The 16,501-nt window shown below is 66.3% G+C and carries 15 protein-coding genes; 12 read left to right on the forward strand and 3 right to left on the reverse strand.

Going from position 1 to position 16,501, the window contains the following annotated elements:
- Nucleotides 1-62: 62 nt before the first annotated feature.
- From ABIB27_RS07610 to ybaK, 3 genes are read left to right on the forward strand one after another with little or no spacing between them, the layout of a single operon-like run.
- Nucleotides 63-974, forward strand: coding sequence for a sulfurtransferase (locus tag ABIB27_RS07610; protein WP_354216673.1), 912 nt, complete (start codon nt 63-65; stop codon nt 972-974).
- Nucleotides 975-984: 10 nt separating this feature from the next.
- On the forward strand, nt 985-1,446 hold the full coding sequence (locus ABIB27_RS07615) for a SufE family protein (protein WP_354253752.1): 462 nt from the start codon (nt 985-987) through the stop codon (nt 1,444-1,446).
- Nucleotides 1,447-1,469: 23 nt separating this feature from the next.
- Nucleotides 1,470-1,967: a Cys-tRNA(Pro) deacylase gene (gene ybaK / locus ABIB27_RS07620; RefSeq protein ID WP_354216704.1), complete on the forward strand. Its 498-nt coding sequence runs from the start codon at nt 1,470-1,472 to the stop codon at nt 1,965-1,967.
- Nucleotides 1,968-1,975: 8 nt separating this feature from the next.
- Here ybaK and ABIB27_RS07625 read toward each other — a convergent pair whose 3' ends face one another.
- Nucleotides 1,976-3,238 carry an alpha/beta hydrolase family protein gene (locus ABIB27_RS07625; protein ID WP_354216671.1) on the reverse strand — a complete coding sequence of 421 codons (1,263 nt, stop codon included), beginning with the start codon at nt 3,236-3,238 and terminating at the stop codon, nt 1,976-1,978.
- 154 nt (nt 3,239-3,392) lie between these two features.
- Here ABIB27_RS07625 and ABIB27_RS07630 point away from each other — a divergent pair, with 154 nt between their 5' ends.
- From ABIB27_RS07630 to ABIB27_RS07660, 7 genes are all read left to right on the forward strand, one after another.
- Complete coding sequence (locus ABIB27_RS07630; RefSeq protein WP_354216670.1) at nt 3,393-3,884, forward strand: hypothetical protein; 492 nt, start codon at nt 3,393-3,395, stop codon at nt 3,882-3,884.
- Between the two features lie 14 nt (nt 3,885-3,898).
- Nucleotides 3,899-4,414 (forward strand): peptide-methionine (R)-S-oxide reductase MsrB, encoded by a 516-nt coding sequence (gene msrB, locus ABIB27_RS07635; RefSeq protein ID WP_354216669.1) that lies wholly within the window; start codon nt 3,899-3,901, stop codon nt 4,412-4,414.
- Between the two features lie 152 nt (nt 4,415-4,566).
- On the forward strand, nt 4,567-5,934 hold the full coding sequence (locus ABIB27_RS07640) for a DUF6421 family protein (protein WP_354216668.1): 1,368 nt from the start codon (nt 4,567-4,569) through the stop codon (nt 5,932-5,934).
- Nucleotides 5,931-6,662 carry an SDR family NAD(P)-dependent oxidoreductase gene (locus ABIB27_RS07645; RefSeq protein WP_354216667.1) on the forward strand — a complete coding sequence of 244 codons (732 nt, stop codon included), beginning with the start codon at nt 5,931-5,933 and terminating at the stop codon, nt 6,660-6,662. Before ABIB27_RS07640 ends, ABIB27_RS07645 begins: the two co-directional genes overlap by 4 nt.
- A 70-nt stretch (nt 6,663-6,732) precedes the next feature.
- Nucleotides 6,733-7,848 carry a threonine aldolase family protein gene (locus ABIB27_RS07650; protein WP_354216703.1) on the forward strand — a complete coding sequence of 372 codons (1,116 nt, stop codon included), beginning with the start codon at nt 6,733-6,735 and terminating at the stop codon, nt 7,846-7,848.
- Between the two features lie 61 nt (nt 7,849-7,909).
- Entirely contained in the window at nt 7,910-8,560 is a 651-nt protein-coding gene (locus ABIB27_RS07655) for a DUF3000 domain-containing protein (RefSeq protein ID WP_354216666.1), read from the forward strand.
- A gap of 31 nt (nt 8,561-8,591) precedes the next feature.
- On the forward strand, nt 8,592-9,932 hold the full coding sequence (locus ABIB27_RS07660) for an HRDC domain-containing protein (protein ID WP_354253753.1): 1,341 nt from the start codon (nt 8,592-8,594) through the stop codon (nt 9,930-9,932).
- 152 nt (nt 9,933-10,084) lie between these two features.
- Here ABIB27_RS07660 and ABIB27_RS07665 read toward each other — a convergent pair whose 3' ends face one another.
- A complete protein-coding gene (locus tag ABIB27_RS07665; RefSeq protein WP_354216664.1) occupies nt 10,085-10,492 on the reverse strand; it encodes a response regulator in 408 nt (135 codons plus the stop codon).
- A gap of 919 nt (nt 10,493-11,411) precedes the next feature.
- Here ABIB27_RS07665 and ABIB27_RS07670 point away from each other — a divergent pair.
- On the forward strand, nt 11,412-12,701 hold the full coding sequence (locus tag ABIB27_RS07670) for a thiolase family protein (protein ID WP_354216663.1): 1,290 nt from the start codon (nt 11,412-11,414) through the stop codon (nt 12,699-12,701).
- On the forward strand, nt 12,698-14,887 hold the full coding sequence (locus tag ABIB27_RS07675) for a 3-hydroxyacyl-CoA dehydrogenase NAD-binding domain-containing protein (protein WP_354216662.1): 2,190 nt from the start codon (nt 12,698-12,700) through the stop codon (nt 14,885-14,887). The genes ABIB27_RS07670 and ABIB27_RS07675 overlap by 4 nt, the downstream gene beginning before the upstream one ends.
- Nucleotides 14,888-14,972: 85 nt before the next feature.
- On the opposite strand, the gene ABIB27_RS07680 is transcribed toward ABIB27_RS07675, so the two are convergent.
- On the reverse strand, nt 14,973-16,499 hold the full coding sequence (locus ABIB27_RS07680; RefSeq protein WP_354216661.1) for an ABC transporter ATP-binding protein: 1,527 nt from the start codon (nt 16,497-16,499) through the stop codon (nt 14,973-14,975).
- Between the last annotated feature and the right edge of the window lie 2 nt (nt 16,500-16,501).

Here is a 16,501-nt window from a genome sequence, read left to right on the forward strand (position 1 = left end):
GGAAGGAGGTTTCCACTGCATATGTGCAGATCCGCCGCACGCCTCGATGAAAGGCCATCACCATGTCCTACGCCGTTGAACAGAACGAGAAGTTCGCCGCCTACGCCAATCCGGAGCGACTGGTGTCCACTGAATGGCTTGCCTCCGCGCTGGCGTCAGGCGCCGTTGCGGACGGCAAGCTCGTAGTGGTCGAATCCGATGAAGATGTCCTCCTCTACGAGACGGGCCATATCCCAGGATCCGTCAAGGTTGACTGGCACACCGACCTTAACGACGAAGTGACCCGCGACTACGTGGGCAGCGAAGCCTTCGCTGCCCTGGCCGCTTCGAAGGGCATCTCCCGTGACACCACGGTGGTCATCTACGGCGACAAGTCCAACTGGTGGGCCGCCTACGCTCTCTGGGTCTTCACCCTCTTTGGCCACGAGGACGTCCGGCTGCTCGACGGCGGCCGTGACAAGTGGATCGCCGAAGGCCGGGAACTCACCACCGAACGGCCCGCGCCTGCTCCCGGCGACTACCCGGTGGTGGAGCGTAACGACGCACCGATCCGCGCCTTCAAGGAAGACGTGCTGGCGCACTTCGGGAAGCCGCTTATCGACGTCCGCTCCACCGAGGAATACACCGGCCAGCGGACTCACATGCCGGCCTACCCGGAGGAAGGCACCCTCCGCGGCGGCCACATCCCCACCGCAGCATCCATTCCGTGGGCCCGCGCCGCAGCTTCGGACGGAACCTACCGCAGCCGCGACGAACTGGAGGCCCTGTACCTCGGCGAGGCCGGGCTGGTGGCGGGCGATGACGTGGTGGCTTACTGCCGCATCGGCGAGCGGTCAAGCCACACCTGGTTTGCCCTCAAGTACCTGCTCGGCTTTGACACCGTCCGCAACTACGACGGTTCCTGGACCGAGTGGGGCAACGCAGTCCGTGCACCCATAGTCAAGGGCGCGGAGCGCGGGACGGTCCCGGCGTAAGCTGGAACAAATGACTACACATGACCTGCCCGCCGCGCTGGCGGAAATCGTAGATGACTTCCAGGCGCTGACCGAGCCCGAGCGGCTTCAGTTGCTGCTTGAGTTTTCGCGTGAGCTGCCGGAGCTGCCGGACCGGCTGAAGGACCACCCAGAACTCCTGGAACAGGTGGTGGAATGCCAGTCGCCTCTGTTCCTGACCATCGAAATGGAAAAGAACGACGCCGGCCCGGCCGATGCCGTTCGCCTTTACTTTAAAGCGCCGCCGGAAGCCCCCACCACGCGGGGTTTCGCTGGGGTGCTGCACGAGGGACTCGACGGTCTCAGCGCTGCGGAAATCCTGGCTGTTCCGGACGACATGCCTGAGCTGCTGGGTCTGACCCGGGCCATCACACCGCTGCGGATGCGGGGCATGGCCGCCATGCTGGGCCGCATCAAGCGCAAGCTTTCCAGCACAGCCCGGCTCAAGGCCTAAGTGCCTGACCCAGGCTGACCATGATGGGACGCAAAAACTCTTCGCAGGGAACGCCGGCAACTGCAGCATTGACTGCGGCCGGCGTTCCTTTTGCGCTGCATCCGTATGTCCACGATACCGCCGCGGCCAGCTATGGCACGGAAGCTGCCGAAGCCCTGGGCATCGCGCCGGAGAAGGTTTTCAAGACCCTTATGGTCGAAGTGGAGGGCCGGCTGGCGGTGGGAGTGGTGCCGGTCAGCGGAAACCTGGACCTCAAGGCCTTCGCCGCGGCACTGGGAGCCAAGAAGGCTTCCATGGCAGACCCGGCGGCCGCCGAGCGCCGCACAGGCTACGTCCTGGGCGGGATATCGCCGCTGGGCCAGCGCCAGGCATCACCAACAGTGATTGACGGCAGTGCCCTCAGCCTCGGGACCGTGCTGGTTTCCGGGGGCAAACGCGGCCTGGACATCGAATTGGCCCCAGCCGACCTTATCCGGCTGACGTCCGCGGTGACCGCCCCAATCGGCACGCGCACGCTCTAGCCGCGTTCCTACTCCTGGCGCTGGCCGGGATTGGCGCGCGGTGCAAGCTGGGACCGGAGCCACGCTTTGACGAGGTTTTCCCAGCGCTCCGGATCCACGTTCCATTCCTTGGTGTGGCGGGCACCGTTAAACGTTTCGAACGTGACCATGCCCGGATTCCGTTCAGCCAGGAGGGCCGAAGGCTCATAGGGAACGTATTCGTCGTCCACGCTGTGGATGATTAGAGTGGGAGTCCGGACCTCCACGGCGCGCGCCACCCAGTCCATGGCCTTGAGGTCCACGGGTGCGGACAGCCCGGTCAGTCTGCGGCCCAACGGGTGGCCCAGCATCAGTTGCCCATAGCGGCCCACCAGGGACGGAATCCTGTTCAGCTGCGCGTGGTGCGCCAACACATTCACCCAGTTAATGACTGGCGCGTCCAGGACCATCGCCCGGATCAGCTGGCGGTGGCGCGACAGATCGGCCGTCTGCAGGCAAATGGCGCCACCCATGGACCAACCAAAAAGCACGATCTCCTCGGCACCGTTGGCCAAGGCATAGTCCATGGCGGCTTCCACGTCGTGCCATTCCGTGGAACCCAGGCCGTACCGGCCGTCCTCGGCAGAAGGGGCCAGCCCATCGTTCCGGTAGGAGACCAGAAGGCTGCTCAGCCCCAGTTCCCGCGCAGGAGCCACCGCGCGCAGCGCCTCTTGGCGGGTTGCCCCGCGGCCGTGAACCATAAGGGCCCAGGTCCGGGCAGAACCCTCTGCCCGCACCAGCCACGCCGGCGCCTGGCCGCCGTCGACCTCGATCACCACGTCCTCGGCCGCGATCCCCGCGGCAGCAGGATCCGGATAGAGCGCCCCGCTCCACCACCCGCGGCGGGCGGTGTCGAAGTCGCCGGCGTAGACGGCCTCCACCTCCCGCAGGACTGTGCCGTCGGCCGGCGCGTAGGACACGATCCGCCCGATCCGTGCGTGCCCTTTGCCGCCGTCGAAAAAGAAGCCGTAGACACCCTCCACTGTGGTCTCGGGCGTGGCGGCCAGAATAACCTTCGTTCCTTCGCCGTCGCGGATGACAGCCAGGACTTCCTGGTCGGATGCCCGCTGCCGGACCGGAGTGATGACGCGGCGGGCAAAATAGAGGGCGAGGGCGGAGGAGCCCGTCGCCAGCATGCCGGCCAGGGCCCCGCCACCAATGACGCCGCCGAGGGCCCACTTGGCACGGAGCGACATGCGGCCGTCAGCCTGCACCGGAGGGATCGCCGTTGGAGTTCGTGTGGAAGGTGCCATGGAACCATTCTTACCGCCGCGGGCGTGTTGGCCCTATTTCCAGTGCCCGTGGCGCCCCATCCGGTTGGCTCCGCGGGGATGCTGCAACGGACGCCTCACCGCCGGTCCGGCCCAAATAAGTGCAGTGGCCCGTGCGCACGACTAGGCTGATGCCATGAGCGATCCAATCGTCATTTTGACTGAAGAGCCCCTGGGTGCGGATGACCGCGTCAACATACAACGGCTGGTGGACGGTACAGACACCCCCCTTGTCCTGCTGGTCCCCGGAAACACCGAGCGGCATTTGCTGGTGGATTTCCTCGAGAATCTTTCCTTGCTGGATGTTGCCAAGGCCTTCCGCGAGCTGACCGCCCAAGCACCGGACCCCGGTGCTGAACGGGCCGAGGCCGCCGAGACACTCGCCGTCTCGCTGGCAGCCCTGGAAGGGCTGGGCAGCGGAGTCACTGGCGAAGTGGTGGATGGCGGCGCCGTCAACGGCCTTGTAGCCAAGGTCAAGCAGCTCGGCGCAGCCCAGGCGGTAGTGATCACCCGGCCCCATGCGGTTGCGGACACGTTCCATACGGACTGGGCCAACAAGGCCCAGGACGAGCTGGGCCTCCCCGTGCTGCACCTGTATGCCGGTTCGGGATTTATCGGCGACTCCTGAGCGTTGAGCAGACTATGAGCATCTTTGGAAAGAGCGTTTTCGGGAACAAAGCCACCGATTCGATCCCCGCATCGTCCTTGGACGCCGCCGCCGGCGGGCCGGAACCCGCCGTCCGGAAATCGGATGACGAGTGGCGGCAGGAACTGACACCCGAGGAGTATCACGTACTGCGGCAGTCGGGAACCGAGCGCCCCTTCACCGGCGAGTACGTGGACATCCACACAGAGGGGGTCTACCAATGCCGCGCCTGCGGGTCTGAGCTCTTCCGGAGCAACGAGAAATTCGACTCCCACTGCGGTTGGCCGTCCTTCTGGGCACCGCTGGCCGACGGTACCGTCCGCTACATCCACGACCGTACCCTTGGCATGGAACGGGTGGAAGTACGGTGCGCGAGCTGTGACTCCCACCTTGGCCACGTGTTTAAGGGCGAGGGCTACGGGACCCCGACTGACCAGCGCTACTGCATCAATTCCGTGTCCCTGAAGCTCATGCCCCTCGGTGCGGACGGCGACAGCTCCGCCGAGTCCTGATCCTGCCAACCAAGGGTCTGACCGCATCTCGGGCTGTCTAAGGGCACACTGAGCACGAGATTATCTTAGGCTTAGGCATAATTTGAGTTAGGGACTCTGGTTGCTTGCTACGCTCGCCGTAGATGCCCAAGCAACGAGAAAGGCAGTCGCACATGACCGTCACCATCACCGGCGCCCCCTCCCGAATCACCGCCGAAGTTCCCGCCTGGCTCCAGCTCAGGACCGCCGCCGAAGCGCTGCAGGCGCTGCAGGGCCAGGACGGTGCCGTGCCTGACCCGGACCACCACGCTGCCGCTGCCCTCGAAGTGGCTTCCATCACCGGGGCCGTCACAGAACTGGCGCCGCTCTTCCCGCACGACTCGACCTACCTTGACGCGGTGGTCGCGGACTTTGAGGCTTGGGCCAGGGCCGGCTTCGGCATGCCGGACTTCCTGTCCTCGCTGCTGGCCTTCCAGCCGCAGCTGCAGCGCCAGGACGGGCTGGCGCACGTTGTCATTTTTCCCATGTACACCCAGAACGGAAGCAGCAGCAGGCTGGTGGAAGCCGTCCTCGTAGAGGTCATCTGGCCCGACTTCGTAGCCGAGCTGGAGGCCGGCGACTACTCCAACAAACTCTTTGTGCCCATTCGGTTCCTGGACTTCACCCGCGGCTACAACAGCAACTCCGCCGTGCTGTTCCCGGAAACGGTGGCGGTGCAGGAAACGCCCACCTTTACCTGGGGCGCAATTTTCGCGGACCGTGAAGCTGCCCGGTTCCGCCGTGTCCTGCGGGCCGCTGCGGACGTCACCACCCTGGACCTGCCGGCAGGGGCCGTGGAGCTCCTGGCGGACCAGGAACTGGCCGAGACCACGTTTGTGATGTGGGACCTGATCCATGACCGGACCCACATGCGCGGCGACCTGCCGTTCGACCCGTTCATGATAAAACAGCGCATGCCTTATTTCCTGTACTCGCTGGAGGAGCTCCGCTGTGACCTCACCGCGTTCCGGGAGTCCGTCCGGATCGAAAGTGACGGCGACGCCCGGCCCGAAGCGCGCCGGCACGCGAAGCTGGTGCAGTACGCCATCATTTTCGACCGGATCTTCCGCTTTGCGATCACCGGAAGCCGTGTGCGCAACTACGACGGGCTCGGTGGCCAGCTGCTCTTTGCCTGGCTGCACCAGCACCACGTCCTCCACTGGACAGACACCCGGCTCCGTATCGACTGGGACCAGGTGGCGGATGCTGTGATCGCGCTCGGATCTGCCATCGACGACCTCTACTGGCGCTCCATCGACCGGCCCAAGACAGCCCATTGGCTTGCTGCCTATGAGCTGATTTCCGCCACCGTCACACCGAGCCCCGCATCAGTCTGGGCCAAGGGCCCGGACGCCCTCCCGGTGTCCGGTCCCCCGCGCGGGCTGACGGACCAGGTACTGGACGACGAATTCCCGCTGTCCATGTTCTACGAGGCGTTGGAGAAGAAAATGCGCCCCGTCATCGAGTCAACCGCCGGTATCACCGGAACCACCGCCCTATGAACCGGACCGGGAGGGAAAGTCAACCCTTAAAGGTACTGGTCACCGGCGGCAGCGGACCCTCCGGGATCGCGGTGGCACGGGCCCTGCAGGAGGCGGGATTCCGCGTCTTCACCGTGGGCTCCGACCGGGCAAGGATCGAAGCTGCTGCTGCAGAAGCGGGCGACGGCGTCACTCCCCTGGCGTGCGACCTTTCGGATTTGTCCGCTGTCCGGTCCCTCCGCGAGGCCGTTGGGCAGGAAGCGGGAGCGGTCGACGCCGTTATCCACCTGGTGGGCGGCTGGCGCGGCGCGAAAGGCATTGCAGATCAGAGCGACGCCGACTGGGACTTCCTGGAAAGCGGCGCCGTCACCACGGTGCGGAACGTGTCCCGGGTCTTCTTTGACGACCTGGCTGCCTCCGCGACGGGCAGGTTTGCCATCGTATCCTCCACCGCGGTGGAGAACCCGACGGCGGCGGCCGCCAGTTATGTGGCGGCCAAGGCTGCCGCGGAAGCCTGGACGATGGCCACGGCGGAAGGCCTGGCCCGCTCGGCCGCTGGCCAGGGCAGGGAGCTTCGCGGCGCCGCCGTCGTGCTGGTGGTGAAGTCGCTGGTGGACGCTGATCTGCGGCAGGAGCACCCGGAACGGACCTTCGCCGGGGCCACCGACGTCGAGGACCTGGCGGCCGCCGTCGTCGGACTCTTCAGCCGCCCCGCAGCCGAGCTGAATGGCCGGCGCCTGAGGCTTTAACCTGGCCCCTGCTTCCGGGACCCGGCCACCCCGGACCCGACCTCCTTAGACTGAGAACGTGAGCAAAGCAATGACAACCACGGCACACGCCGCCGCCCCGACCCACACCGCCACCGCACGGCTGCATGATCCCGATGTCCGCGGCTTCGCGTCGGACAACTACTCGGGCGTCCACCCGGAGGTCCTGGCCGCACTCGCGGCAGCCAACGAGGGCCACCAGGTGTCCTACGGCGAGGACGAGTACACGGCCCGCCTGCAGGAACTGATGGAAGAACACTTCGGCTTCGGCATCGAATGCTTCCCGGTTTTCAACGGCACGGGCGCCAACGTGCTGTCTCTGCAGTCGCTGCTCCCCCGCTGGGGCGCTGTGGTGTGCGCGTCGACCGCACATATCAACATGGACGAGAACGGTGCCCCCGAACGCATCGGCGGCATGAAGCTGCTGCAGGTCCCAACCCCCGACGGAAAGCTCACGCCGGATCTGATTGACCGCGAAGCGTGGGGCTTCGGCGATGAGCACCGGGCGCAGCCACTGGCCGTCTCCATCACCCAGACCACGGAACTGGGCACGTGCTACACCCCCGACGAAGTCCGCGCGATCGCCGAGCATGCCCACGCCAAGGGCATGAAAGTCCACATGGACGGCGCACGGCTGGCGAACGCGGCTGCCCACCTGGGCGTGCCCCTGCGGGCCTTCACACGCGACGCCGGCGTGGACATCCTTTCCTTCGGCGGCACCAAGAACGGACTGCTTTACGGCGAAGTGGTGGTGGCACTGAACCCTGAAGCGGCCCATGGCCTGGTGTTCCTGCGGAAGATGAACATGCAGCTCGCCTCCAAAATGCGCTTTCTGTCGGCACAGTTCATCGCCTTGCTCGAAGGCGACCTATGGCTGCGTTCAGCAGCGCACGCCAACGCCATGGCCGCCCGCCTTAGGGCTGCTGTGGAGACGATCGACGGCGTGGAGCCCACCCAGAAGACGGAGTCCAACGGCGTATTCGCCGTCCTGCCGGCCGGGGCGGCGGACCGGCTGCGGGAGTCGTTCCGCTTCTATGACTGGGACGAAGCCGCCCGTGAGGTCCGCTGGATGTGCTCCTTTGATACCAGCGAGGCGGACATCGATGCGTTTGTGGCCGCGATCCGCCGGGAACTTGCGGCCCATCCTGAGGGCAAGGCGGCCACATAGCATGGACCGGCCGACGGCGAGCCTGCCCTGCCTGCCCGCTGCTGTTGCGTAATCTGCGAGGGTGAACGCACTAGCCCAGGTTCCCCCGGAATTTCTCAACGCCTTGGGAACCCTCAGGAAGGCCCAATGCCGCGGTGAACTGCGCCTGGCGGAGATTCCGGCTCCGGCGCGGCTGGCACCGTACGCCGTGGCACTCGGAGCCGAGGTGATGGCGCCCGGTCCCGGCAGCGCCACCACCCCCGTGCATGGCCCGGCGGCCATGGCACTGGCCGCCGCGTCCGGCACCGAGGACAGCGACGACACCGAACTGGCCACGGGCCGCTTCATCCTGCTGCACGACCCCGAAGGCTCCGCGGTCTGGGACGGTGAATTCCGCATTGTCACTTACATCCGGGCCCAGCTTGAGCCCGAAATGGGCAATGACGAGATGCTCGGCACGGTGGCCTGGACCTGGCTGGTTGAAGCCCTCGAAAACCATAAGGCCCCCTACCGGGCGGCCGGCGGGACTGCCACCCGGGTCCTGTCGGAGAGCTTTGGCACACTTTCGGAACGGCCCGGCTCGATCGATATTGAGCTGCGCGCCTCCTGGACGCCGGCGTCCTCGGACGTCACTGCACATCTGGAGGCGTGGTCGGACATGGTCTGCACGTTCGCCGGCCTTCCGCCGCTGCCCGACGGCGTCTCCGCCCTTCCGCGCCGCCGCCGGAACTAGGACCGCCCATTGTCGGTAAACTGAAGGCACCATGACCCCTCACATTCCGGATAACACCACGGCCGGCGCTCCGGCTGCTGAAACCACTTCCCATATCACGGTGGAAGGCTTCGACAGCCAGGTCCCCGTTGTCATAGACCTCGATGCACCCCGCGACGGCGTGCCGCTGGTCATCGAAACCCAGTCCGGGCTGGAGCGGTGCGCGGCTGCCATCGCCGCCGGAACAGGACCGGCGGGGGTTGATGCCGAGCGTGCTTCAGGGTTCCGGTACGGCCAGCGCGCGTTTCTGGTCCAGATCCGCCGCGAGGGCTCCGGTACCTGGCTGATCGACCCTGAAGCGTTCGAGGACCTCGCCATCATCAACGATGCGCTCCAAGGGGTGGAATGGATCCTGCATGCGGCCAGCCAGGACCTTCCGTGCCTGCTGGAACTTGGCATGTGGCCGGACAAACTTTTCGACACGGAGCTGGCCGCACGGCTGGCTGGCTTGCCGCGCGTTGGGCTGGCCGCCGTCATCGAACAGCTGCTGGGTTTCGGCCTGGCCAAGGAACACTCTGCCGCGGACTGGTCCACCCGGCCCCTGCCTGAGCCGTGGCTGCGCTACGCCGCCCTGGACGTAGAAGTCCTGACGGAGCTGCGCGAAGAACTCGTCGAACTGCTCCAGGCGGACGGCAAGCTGGACTACGCGGAACAGGAATTTGCCGCGATCCTCGCCGCCGGAGTGGCGCCGCCACGGATTGACCCATGGCGGAAAACCTCTGGCCTGCATCAGATCCGCGACCGGCGCCAGCTGGCGGCGGTCCGTGAACTATGGCTGGAGCGCGATTCGCTGGCGCAGAAGCGTGACGTTGCCCCGGGCCGGCTGATTCCTGATTCCGCCCTGGTATCGGCGGCCAAAGCTATGCCCGCCACCGTGCCCCAACTTCTAGGTACCAAGGGTTTCCACGGCCGGGCCGCACAGCGCGAAGCGCCCCGGTGGCTTCGGTGCATTGCGGCAGCCAGGGACCGCGAGGAACTTCCGCCGCTGCACCTGCCCACCAACGCCCCTCCCCCGCCGCGTATTTGGGCTGACCGCGATCCCGAGGCCGCCGAGCGCCTCTCCACCGCGCGGCCGCTACTGCAGGCCAAGGCCGAAGAGCTGAACCTGCCAATGGAAAATCTGCTGACCCCGGACTACCTGCGTCGCGTGACGTGGCGTCCGCCGTCGGACCTCAACGAAGAAACGGTGGCCGCCGAACTCCGCTCCCTGGGTGCCCGCGAGTGGCAGATCGGTCTGGTCGCGCCGCTGATCACAGACGCGTTCCGCAACCCACAGCCGCTGCCGGACAAGGAAACCACAGCCGCGGCATCCACCGAATCCCCGGCCAGCTAATCCCAGGTTCGCCGTGGCTCGACGCGTCGGGCACCGGCCCGGCCGCCAGGACGGCCCCCGGGCTTGATGAAGCCAGGATCACCGCTTGCATGCGGTCACGCACCCGCAGCTTGGCCAGCAGCGAGGCGACTGGGTCTTGACCGTTTCCTGGCTCAAGTACAGGGCCGACGCGATCTCGGCGTTGTTCCGCCCGACGCTACAGTCCGCCCGGCCTGGATGATTTCCTCCGGCCGTGAACGCTTGAGCAGAATGCGCGCAGCTCCGCACCTTAGGGCTTCATAAACGTAGTCGACGCTGCCGAAGGTGGTCAGTACCAGGACCTTGGGGGCGTCCCTGCGGGCACCGTCACCAAGCAGCGCACGGGTGGCCTGGATACCGTCCACCAGCGGCTTTCGGACATCCATCAGCACCACATCCGGAGGAAGCCGCGCGACCAAGGCCGGGACTTCCGCCCCATCGGCGCCCTCCCCCACAACCGTCAAGTCCCCTGCCCCTTCGATAATGGCCCGCAGCCCGGAGCGGACCAGCGGCTCGTCATCCAGTGTGGGCAGCGTGATCATGTCTCTGTCCTTTCCATGGGAATTCCGAACTCAATTGCCACACACCATCCAATTCGCCGGCCCGGAACGTGCCGCCCAGCAGCACCGCTCGCCCCCGCAGGCGGGCCAGCCCGGCCCACCCTGATTGGCCTGACCCCGCTGCTTGGCCTGATTCGTGGAGAGCTCGTTGCTGAGGCGGATTCCCAGCCTTCCAGTGTCCCGCCCGCCCGACACTGGCACCGCGACTTCGCACGTCGCCCCGGTCCCATGCTCCAGGCCTGGAGGACGCGATACGCCTCGCGGGCAAGCAGCACCGGCACCGCCGACGTATCAGCGGTGACCTGCAGTTCCACAAGGAACCCCGCAGAGCGGTGCCGGTCCACCAGCTCCTCCAGCTCTGTGAGCGGGCGAGGGTCCAGGTCCGTCGTCGGGCGGGGGATCGAACCGGCCGCGGGGACAGGCTTCCGGTACTGGATCCCAGTCCCCGGACCTGCTGATGCCCCGATCGCTTCGGGATCAACAGGAGCCCGGAGCACGCCCAGTACATGGTCCAGTTCTCCCAACGCAGTCCTCCCTGCCTTCTCACGGCAACCACGGCCGCGGCTGCTTTGGCGGGGCCTTCGCAACCAGCCGATGGGCGATGCAGGATGCCAGGAGGTTGCGGCGGACATTGCGACCCGCACGCGGGAACAGTTTTCCGCGGACTTTCGTTTTGGTTTGTAGTCATGGTTCCAACATCCCGTTCGGGGAGCCGCCGTTCCTCCCCGGAAAGGGTGGTCCCCTTCCCCCATTCGGGGGAACCGGCAGTAGTGGGTCCTTGCACTTCGGTGCAGTTCCTTGCGCAGCATGTTACTCATGAGTAACGTAGTGCCTACTGCCGTCCGGGCGAGTGCTGCCCCTTTGCCTCCGGCCGGCGCCAATGTCTCGATGAGGAGTAAACGTGAGCCACCACGGAAGCAGCGGGTCACCGCGCACTGTCCGCGACGTCGTTTTTGTTGACGGCGTCCGTACCCCCTTCGGGAAGGCCGGCGAGAAAGGCATCTATGCCGGAACCCGTGCCGATGACCTGATGGTGAAGTGCATCCGCGAACTCTTGCGCCGCAACCCCACCCTGCCCGCGGCGCGGATCGACGAAGTGGCCGTAGCCGCCACCACCCAGACCGGAGATCAGGGCCTGACGCTCGGCCGCACGGCCGCCCTTCTGGCCGGGCTCCCCCGTACGGTGCCCGGCTTCGCCATAGACAGGATGTGCGCCGGCGCAATGACCGCAGTCACCACGACGGCGAGCGGCATCGGTTTCGGCGCGTACGACGTCGTGATTGCCGGGGGTGTGGAGCACATGGGCAACCACCCGATGGGCTCCGGCGCCGATCCGAACCCGCGCTTTATGGCCGAGCGCCTGGTTGATCCGGCCGCCCTGAACATGGGCAATACGGCGGAAAACCTGCATGACCGTTTCCCCGATATCACCAAGGAACGCACGGACGCCTACGCTGTTGCCTCCCAGGACAAGCTGGCGGCGGCGTACGCCCGCGAGCAGATCCAACCTGACCTCGTTTCTGTGGCGGCCCTGAAGCCGGGCCAGGGCTGGACGCTGAACAGCGTTGACGAGCCGCCCCGCCCAGGCACCACGCTGGCGGACCTCGCCGCCCTGCGCACTCCTTTCCGCGCCCACGGCCGCGTAACGGCGGGCAACGCCGCCGGCCTCAACGACGGCGCCACCGCAGCCGTTTTGGCATCCTCCGAGGCCGCCGCGGAGCTGGGCCTGTCCATCAAAATGCGCCTGGTCAACTACGCCTACGCAGGGGTTGAGCCGGAAGTCATGGGCATCGGGCCCGTTCCCGCCACCGAAAAGGCCCTGAAGAATGCTGGACTGGCCATTGAGGACATCGGGCTTTTCGAGATTAACGAAGCCTTTGCCGTCCAGGTGTTGAGTTTCCTGGACCACTTTGGCATTTCCGACGACGATCCCCGGGTTAATCGCTACGGCGGCGCCATTGCGGTGGGCCACCCGCTGGCCTCCTCCGGCGTCAGGCTGATGAACCAACTGGCGCGGCAGTTCGAGGAAGACCCGTCCGTCCGGTACGGCATCACCACCATGTGCATCGGTCTGGGCATGGGCGCCACCGTCATCTGGGAAAACCCGCACCACGCCGACTACAACGGCGCCGTCGCAGCAGAGGCCCACGAAGCAACTACTGAAGCAACCACCGAAGGAGCTGCCTCATGAGCGCCGCAGATTTCACCAAGCTTGCCGAACTATTTCCGAATGAAACTGTGACGCACTCCTACGTCCAGGACGTCGAACTGCCGGCGGCACCGAGCCAGCGAAGCCCTGGAGTCGTTGCACTGATCACCCTCGATAACGGCCTGGACCACTCGAAGCCCACCACCCTGGGCCCGAACACCCTGGTTGAACTGGGCACCGTCCTGGAGGGGCTAAAGGAGCGTGCCGCCCGCGGTGAGATCGTCGGCGTCGGCGTCACCGGCAAGCCCTACTTCCTGGTGGCCGGCGCAGACCTGTCCGCAGTCAAGTCACTGGAGAACCGCGAACACGGTTTGTGGATGGCCCAGCTCGGCCACGAGGTTTACACCACGTTGGCCAACCTCGGCGTACCCAGTTTCGCCTTCATCAACGGTGTTGCCCTGGGCGGTGGCCTGGAGATCGCTCTGCAGTCCACCTACCGCACCGTATCTACGGGGGCCGGCGCGCTGGCGCTGCCTGAAGCCTTCCTCGGCCTCGTGCCCGGCTGGGGCGGGGTCTACATCCTGCCGCGGCTGATCGGTCCGGAGAATGCGGTCAAGGTGATGATCGAAAATCCACTCAGCAACAACCGCACCCTCAGCGGGCCGCAGGCCTTCGAGCTCGGCATCGCCGATGCCTTGTTCGAACCGGCCGACTTCCTGGAGCAGTCCCTCCTCTGGGCTGCAAAGGTCATCACCGGCGAGGTCACTCCCGAGCGGGCCAACGCCGTCGACCCTTCCGACCCCGCCGTCGCCGCCCGCTGGTCAGCGGCCGTCAAAGCAGGGCGTGCGCTGGTGGAGGCCAAAACGTCCAACGCGTCCCCTGCGCCGGGCAAGGTCTTGGACATCCTGGAGGCTAACCGCACTACGAGCCAGGCCGAGTCGTCGGCCCTCGAGTGCGAGACCCTTGCCGGGCTGATGCAGAGCGATGAATTCCGCTCCACGGTCTACGCCTTCCTGGACCTGGTCCAGAAGCGGTCCAAGCGGCCGGCGGGCGCCCTGGACCGGAAGCTCGCACGGCCGGTAAACAAGGTAGGCGTGGTGGGCGCAGGCCTGATGGCGAGCCAGCTCGCGTTGCTGTTCGCCCGGCAGCTCAAGGTCCCCGTGGTCATGACCGACATCGACCAGGCCCGCGTGGACAAGGGGGTGGGTTACGTCCATGCCGAGGTGGACAAGCTCCTTGGAAAGAAGCGGATCAGCCCGGACGCAGCCAACCGCACCAGGGCACTGGTCACAGGCTCGGTATCCAAGGAAGCCTTCGCCGACGCCGACTTCGTCATTGAGGCCGTTTTCGAAGAGCTGAACGTCAAAAAGCAGGTCTTCGCCGAAGTGGAAGCCATCGTCTCGCCGGACTGCATCCTCGCCAGCAACACTTCATCCCTGTCCGTCACCGCCATGGCCGAGGACCTAGCCCACCCCGAACGGCTGGTCGGGTTCCACTTCTTCAACCCGGTGGCGGTCATGCCGCTGCTGGAAATCGTCCGTGCGCCCAAGACCGACGACGCCGTGCTGGCCACCGCGTTTGAGCTGGCCAAGGGCTTGCAGAAGACGGCCGTACTGGTCAAGGATGCGCGCGCCTTTGTGGTCAACAGGGTCCTGCTGCGCCTTATGGGCGAAGTGACAGCGGCGTTTGATGAAGGCACCCCCGCCGACATTGCCGACAACGCGCTCCGGCCCATGGGCCTGCCGATGACCCCGTTCACGCTGGGTGCCATGGTGGGCCTGCCGGTGGCCCAGCACGTCCAGGAGTCCCTGCACGCCGCGTTCGGCGACCGCTTTGAGGTGTCCGCCAACCTGCAGAAGCTGATCGACAACGGCGTAAAGTCGATCTGGGCCCCCACCGCTGAGGGCTCCCAGGAAATCCCCGCGTCCACCCTCTCTCTCATGTCCTTCGGCACGTCCCCCTCCACCGGAGCTGAAGTCCTGCACCGGGTCCAGGATGCCCTGGCAGAGGAAATCGGCCTCATGCTGGACGAGGGTGTGGTGGCCGGCCCCGAGGACATTGACCTGTGCATGATCCTTGGCGCTGGCTGGCCCATGTTCCTGGGTGGCATCACGCCGTATCTGGACCGCGTTGGCGCCTCGGAGCGGGTGAACGGCCAGCGCTTTCACGCACCGGGCGTTGCTTCCAGCACGGCCGCGGCCTCCCCGCCTCCCGCTCCCCCCGCCTGAAGAGTTTTTGGTCAGATAACGCCTCCTAACGGCCTTTAAATCCGTGTTATCTGACCAAAAACTCCAAGGTGAGGCTACTGGCCGCTCAAATCCGCCGCAGCCGGCCGGCGTCGAGCCGCACCAGCCGGTGCGCGATAGACCGTGCATAGTCCAGGTCGTGGGTGACCAGCACGACGGCGGTGCCCTCCGCCGTCGTGCTGCGGACCACCCGGTCCAGCACGGCCAGTCCATGGCCGTCAAGGGCTACCGTTGGTTCATCCAGCGCAAGGACTGATGGACGGCGGGCCAGCACTGTGGCAAGCGCAAGCAGGCGCTGCTGGGACGCGGGCAGCTCCGCAGGATGCCGTCCGGCAAGGTGCTCCAGGCCAACGGCGGCGAGGGCTAGCTGCACCGCCTCGTCCGCCCCTGACCGCCGGCGGTCCAGTCCGAAGCGGACTTCCCGTTCGACGGTCCGCTCAAACAGCTGGTCCCTGGGCTGCTGGAAAAGGAGCCCGACGTCGGCCGCCACACGTCCCACCGGCTGCCCTCCAATGTTCCGCCCCTTGACCAGCACGCTGCCTGCTGTTGGTTGCAGCAAGCCGTTGAGGTGCCGAAGCATCGTGGATTTTCCAGCTGCGTTGGGCCCTGTCACAGCCAGGATCTCGCCGGCGCTGACGGTCAGGCTGAGTCCGTGCAGGACCGGGTCAGCCGGCGGACTCGGCTTTGTCCTGAACCAGCCTCCACGCTTGGTCCGCCGGTACGTGAAAGCGATGTCTCGAAGTTCCACGGCCGGCGGACTGTCGACGGCGGCTGGATAGCTGTCTGCCCCCAGCGGCGGCATGCCGGTGTAGGGTCCGGGGCAGACCACGCCCGCCCTTTCCAGCACCCCGGCAGCCACGATTTCGGCCGGGGTGCCTCCCGCAGCTACGGCACCGCCGGCAAGCACCAGCCAGGTGTCGGCGTTGTGCAGGAAGGCATCGGCCCGCTGGCTCAGGATCACGACGGCGGTGCCGTCCTGGACCAGGCTCCACACCAGCGCTGCGAGGTCCGCGGCACCGTCCGCGTCAAGGGAGGCGAAGGGCTCGTCCATGATAAGAACTGCCGGGCGCGGAATGACAGCGCAGCCGATGGCCAGGCGGCGCAGCTGACCGCCTGAAAGCATGGCTGGGTCCTGGTCCAACAAGTGGGTCAGGCCGGTCAGTGCTGCTGTGCCCAGGACGGCGTCCGCCATCTTCCCGCGGTCCATCCCCGCGTTTTCGAGTCCAAAGGCCAGCTCCTCGGCAACCGTGGCACGGACCGTGGACAGGGCGGCCGCAGGATCCTGCGGCACCAGACCCACCTGGCGGCCCCAGCTGCCGGGATCGATACGGTGATCGGCAGCCGTCCCGGTGAAACGAAGGCGCGTTCCTGCGAGCTCAAGAAATCCGGTGAGGGACCCGCCGTTGCCGGGCAGCAGCCAGCCGGCGAGCAGGCGTCCTACCGTTGATTTTCCGCTGCCGGAGCCGCCCAGCACGGCGGTCATCGTGCCCGCGGCGAAGGACAGCTCAATGCCCGTCAGGACCGGTACCTGCTCCCCGGTGAAGACAAATTCTTCGATCCCCGCTGCCAGTGCCGGCGGTGAGGTATGCGCCACAG

It is taken from the genome of Arthrobacter sp. UYEF21 (assembly GCF_040546085.1).
In the GTDB taxonomy this organism is placed as follows: Bacteria; Actinomycetota; Actinomycetes; order Actinomycetales; family Micrococcaceae; genus Arthrobacter.

What these genes read in the sequence shown, in the direction of transcription:
- ABIB27_RS07610 (WP_354216673.1), top strand. Translation starts at nt 63, where the DNA reads ATGTCCTACGCCGTTGAACAGAACGAGAAGTTCGCCGCCTACGCCAAT.
- ABIB27_RS07615 (WP_354253752.1), top strand. Translation starts at nt 985, where the DNA reads ATGACTACACATGACCTGCCCGCCGCGCTGGCGGAAATCGTAGATGAC.
- ybaK (WP_354216704.1), top strand. Translation starts at nt 1,470, where the DNA reads ATGGGACGCAAAAACTCTTCGCAGGGAACGCCGGCAACTGCAGCATTG.
- ABIB27_RS07625 (WP_354216671.1), bottom strand. Translation starts at nt 3,238, where the DNA reads ATGGCACCTTCCACACGAACTCCAACGGCGATCCCTCCGGTGCAGGCT.
- ABIB27_RS07630 (WP_354216670.1), top strand. Translation starts at nt 3,393, where the DNA reads ATGAGCGATCCAATCGTCATTTTGACTGAAGAGCCCCTGGGTGCGGAT.
- msrB (WP_354216669.1), top strand. Translation starts at nt 3,899, where the DNA reads ATGAGCATCTTTGGAAAGAGCGTTTTCGGGAACAAAGCCACCGATTCG.
- ABIB27_RS07640 (WP_354216668.1), top strand. Translation starts at nt 4,567, where the DNA reads ATGACCGTCACCATCACCGGCGCCCCCTCCCGAATCACCGCCGAAGTT.
- ABIB27_RS07645 (WP_354216667.1), top strand. Translation starts at nt 5,931, where the DNA reads ATGAACCGGACCGGGAGGGAAAGTCAACCCTTAAAGGTACTGGTCACC.
- ABIB27_RS07650 (WP_354216703.1), top strand. Translation starts at nt 6,733, where the DNA reads ATGACAACCACGGCACACGCCGCCGCCCCGACCCACACCGCCACCGCA.
- ABIB27_RS07660 (WP_354253753.1), top strand. Translation starts at nt 8,592, where the DNA reads ATGACCCCTCACATTCCGGATAACACCACGGCCGGCGCTCCGGCTGCT.
- ABIB27_RS07665 (WP_354216664.1), bottom strand. Translation starts at nt 10,492, where the DNA reads ATGATCACGCTGCCCACACTGGATGACGAGCCGCTGGTCCGCTCCGGG.
- ABIB27_RS07675 (WP_354216662.1), top strand. Translation starts at nt 12,698, where the DNA reads ATGAGCGCCGCAGATTTCACCAAGCTTGCCGAACTATTTCCGAATGAA.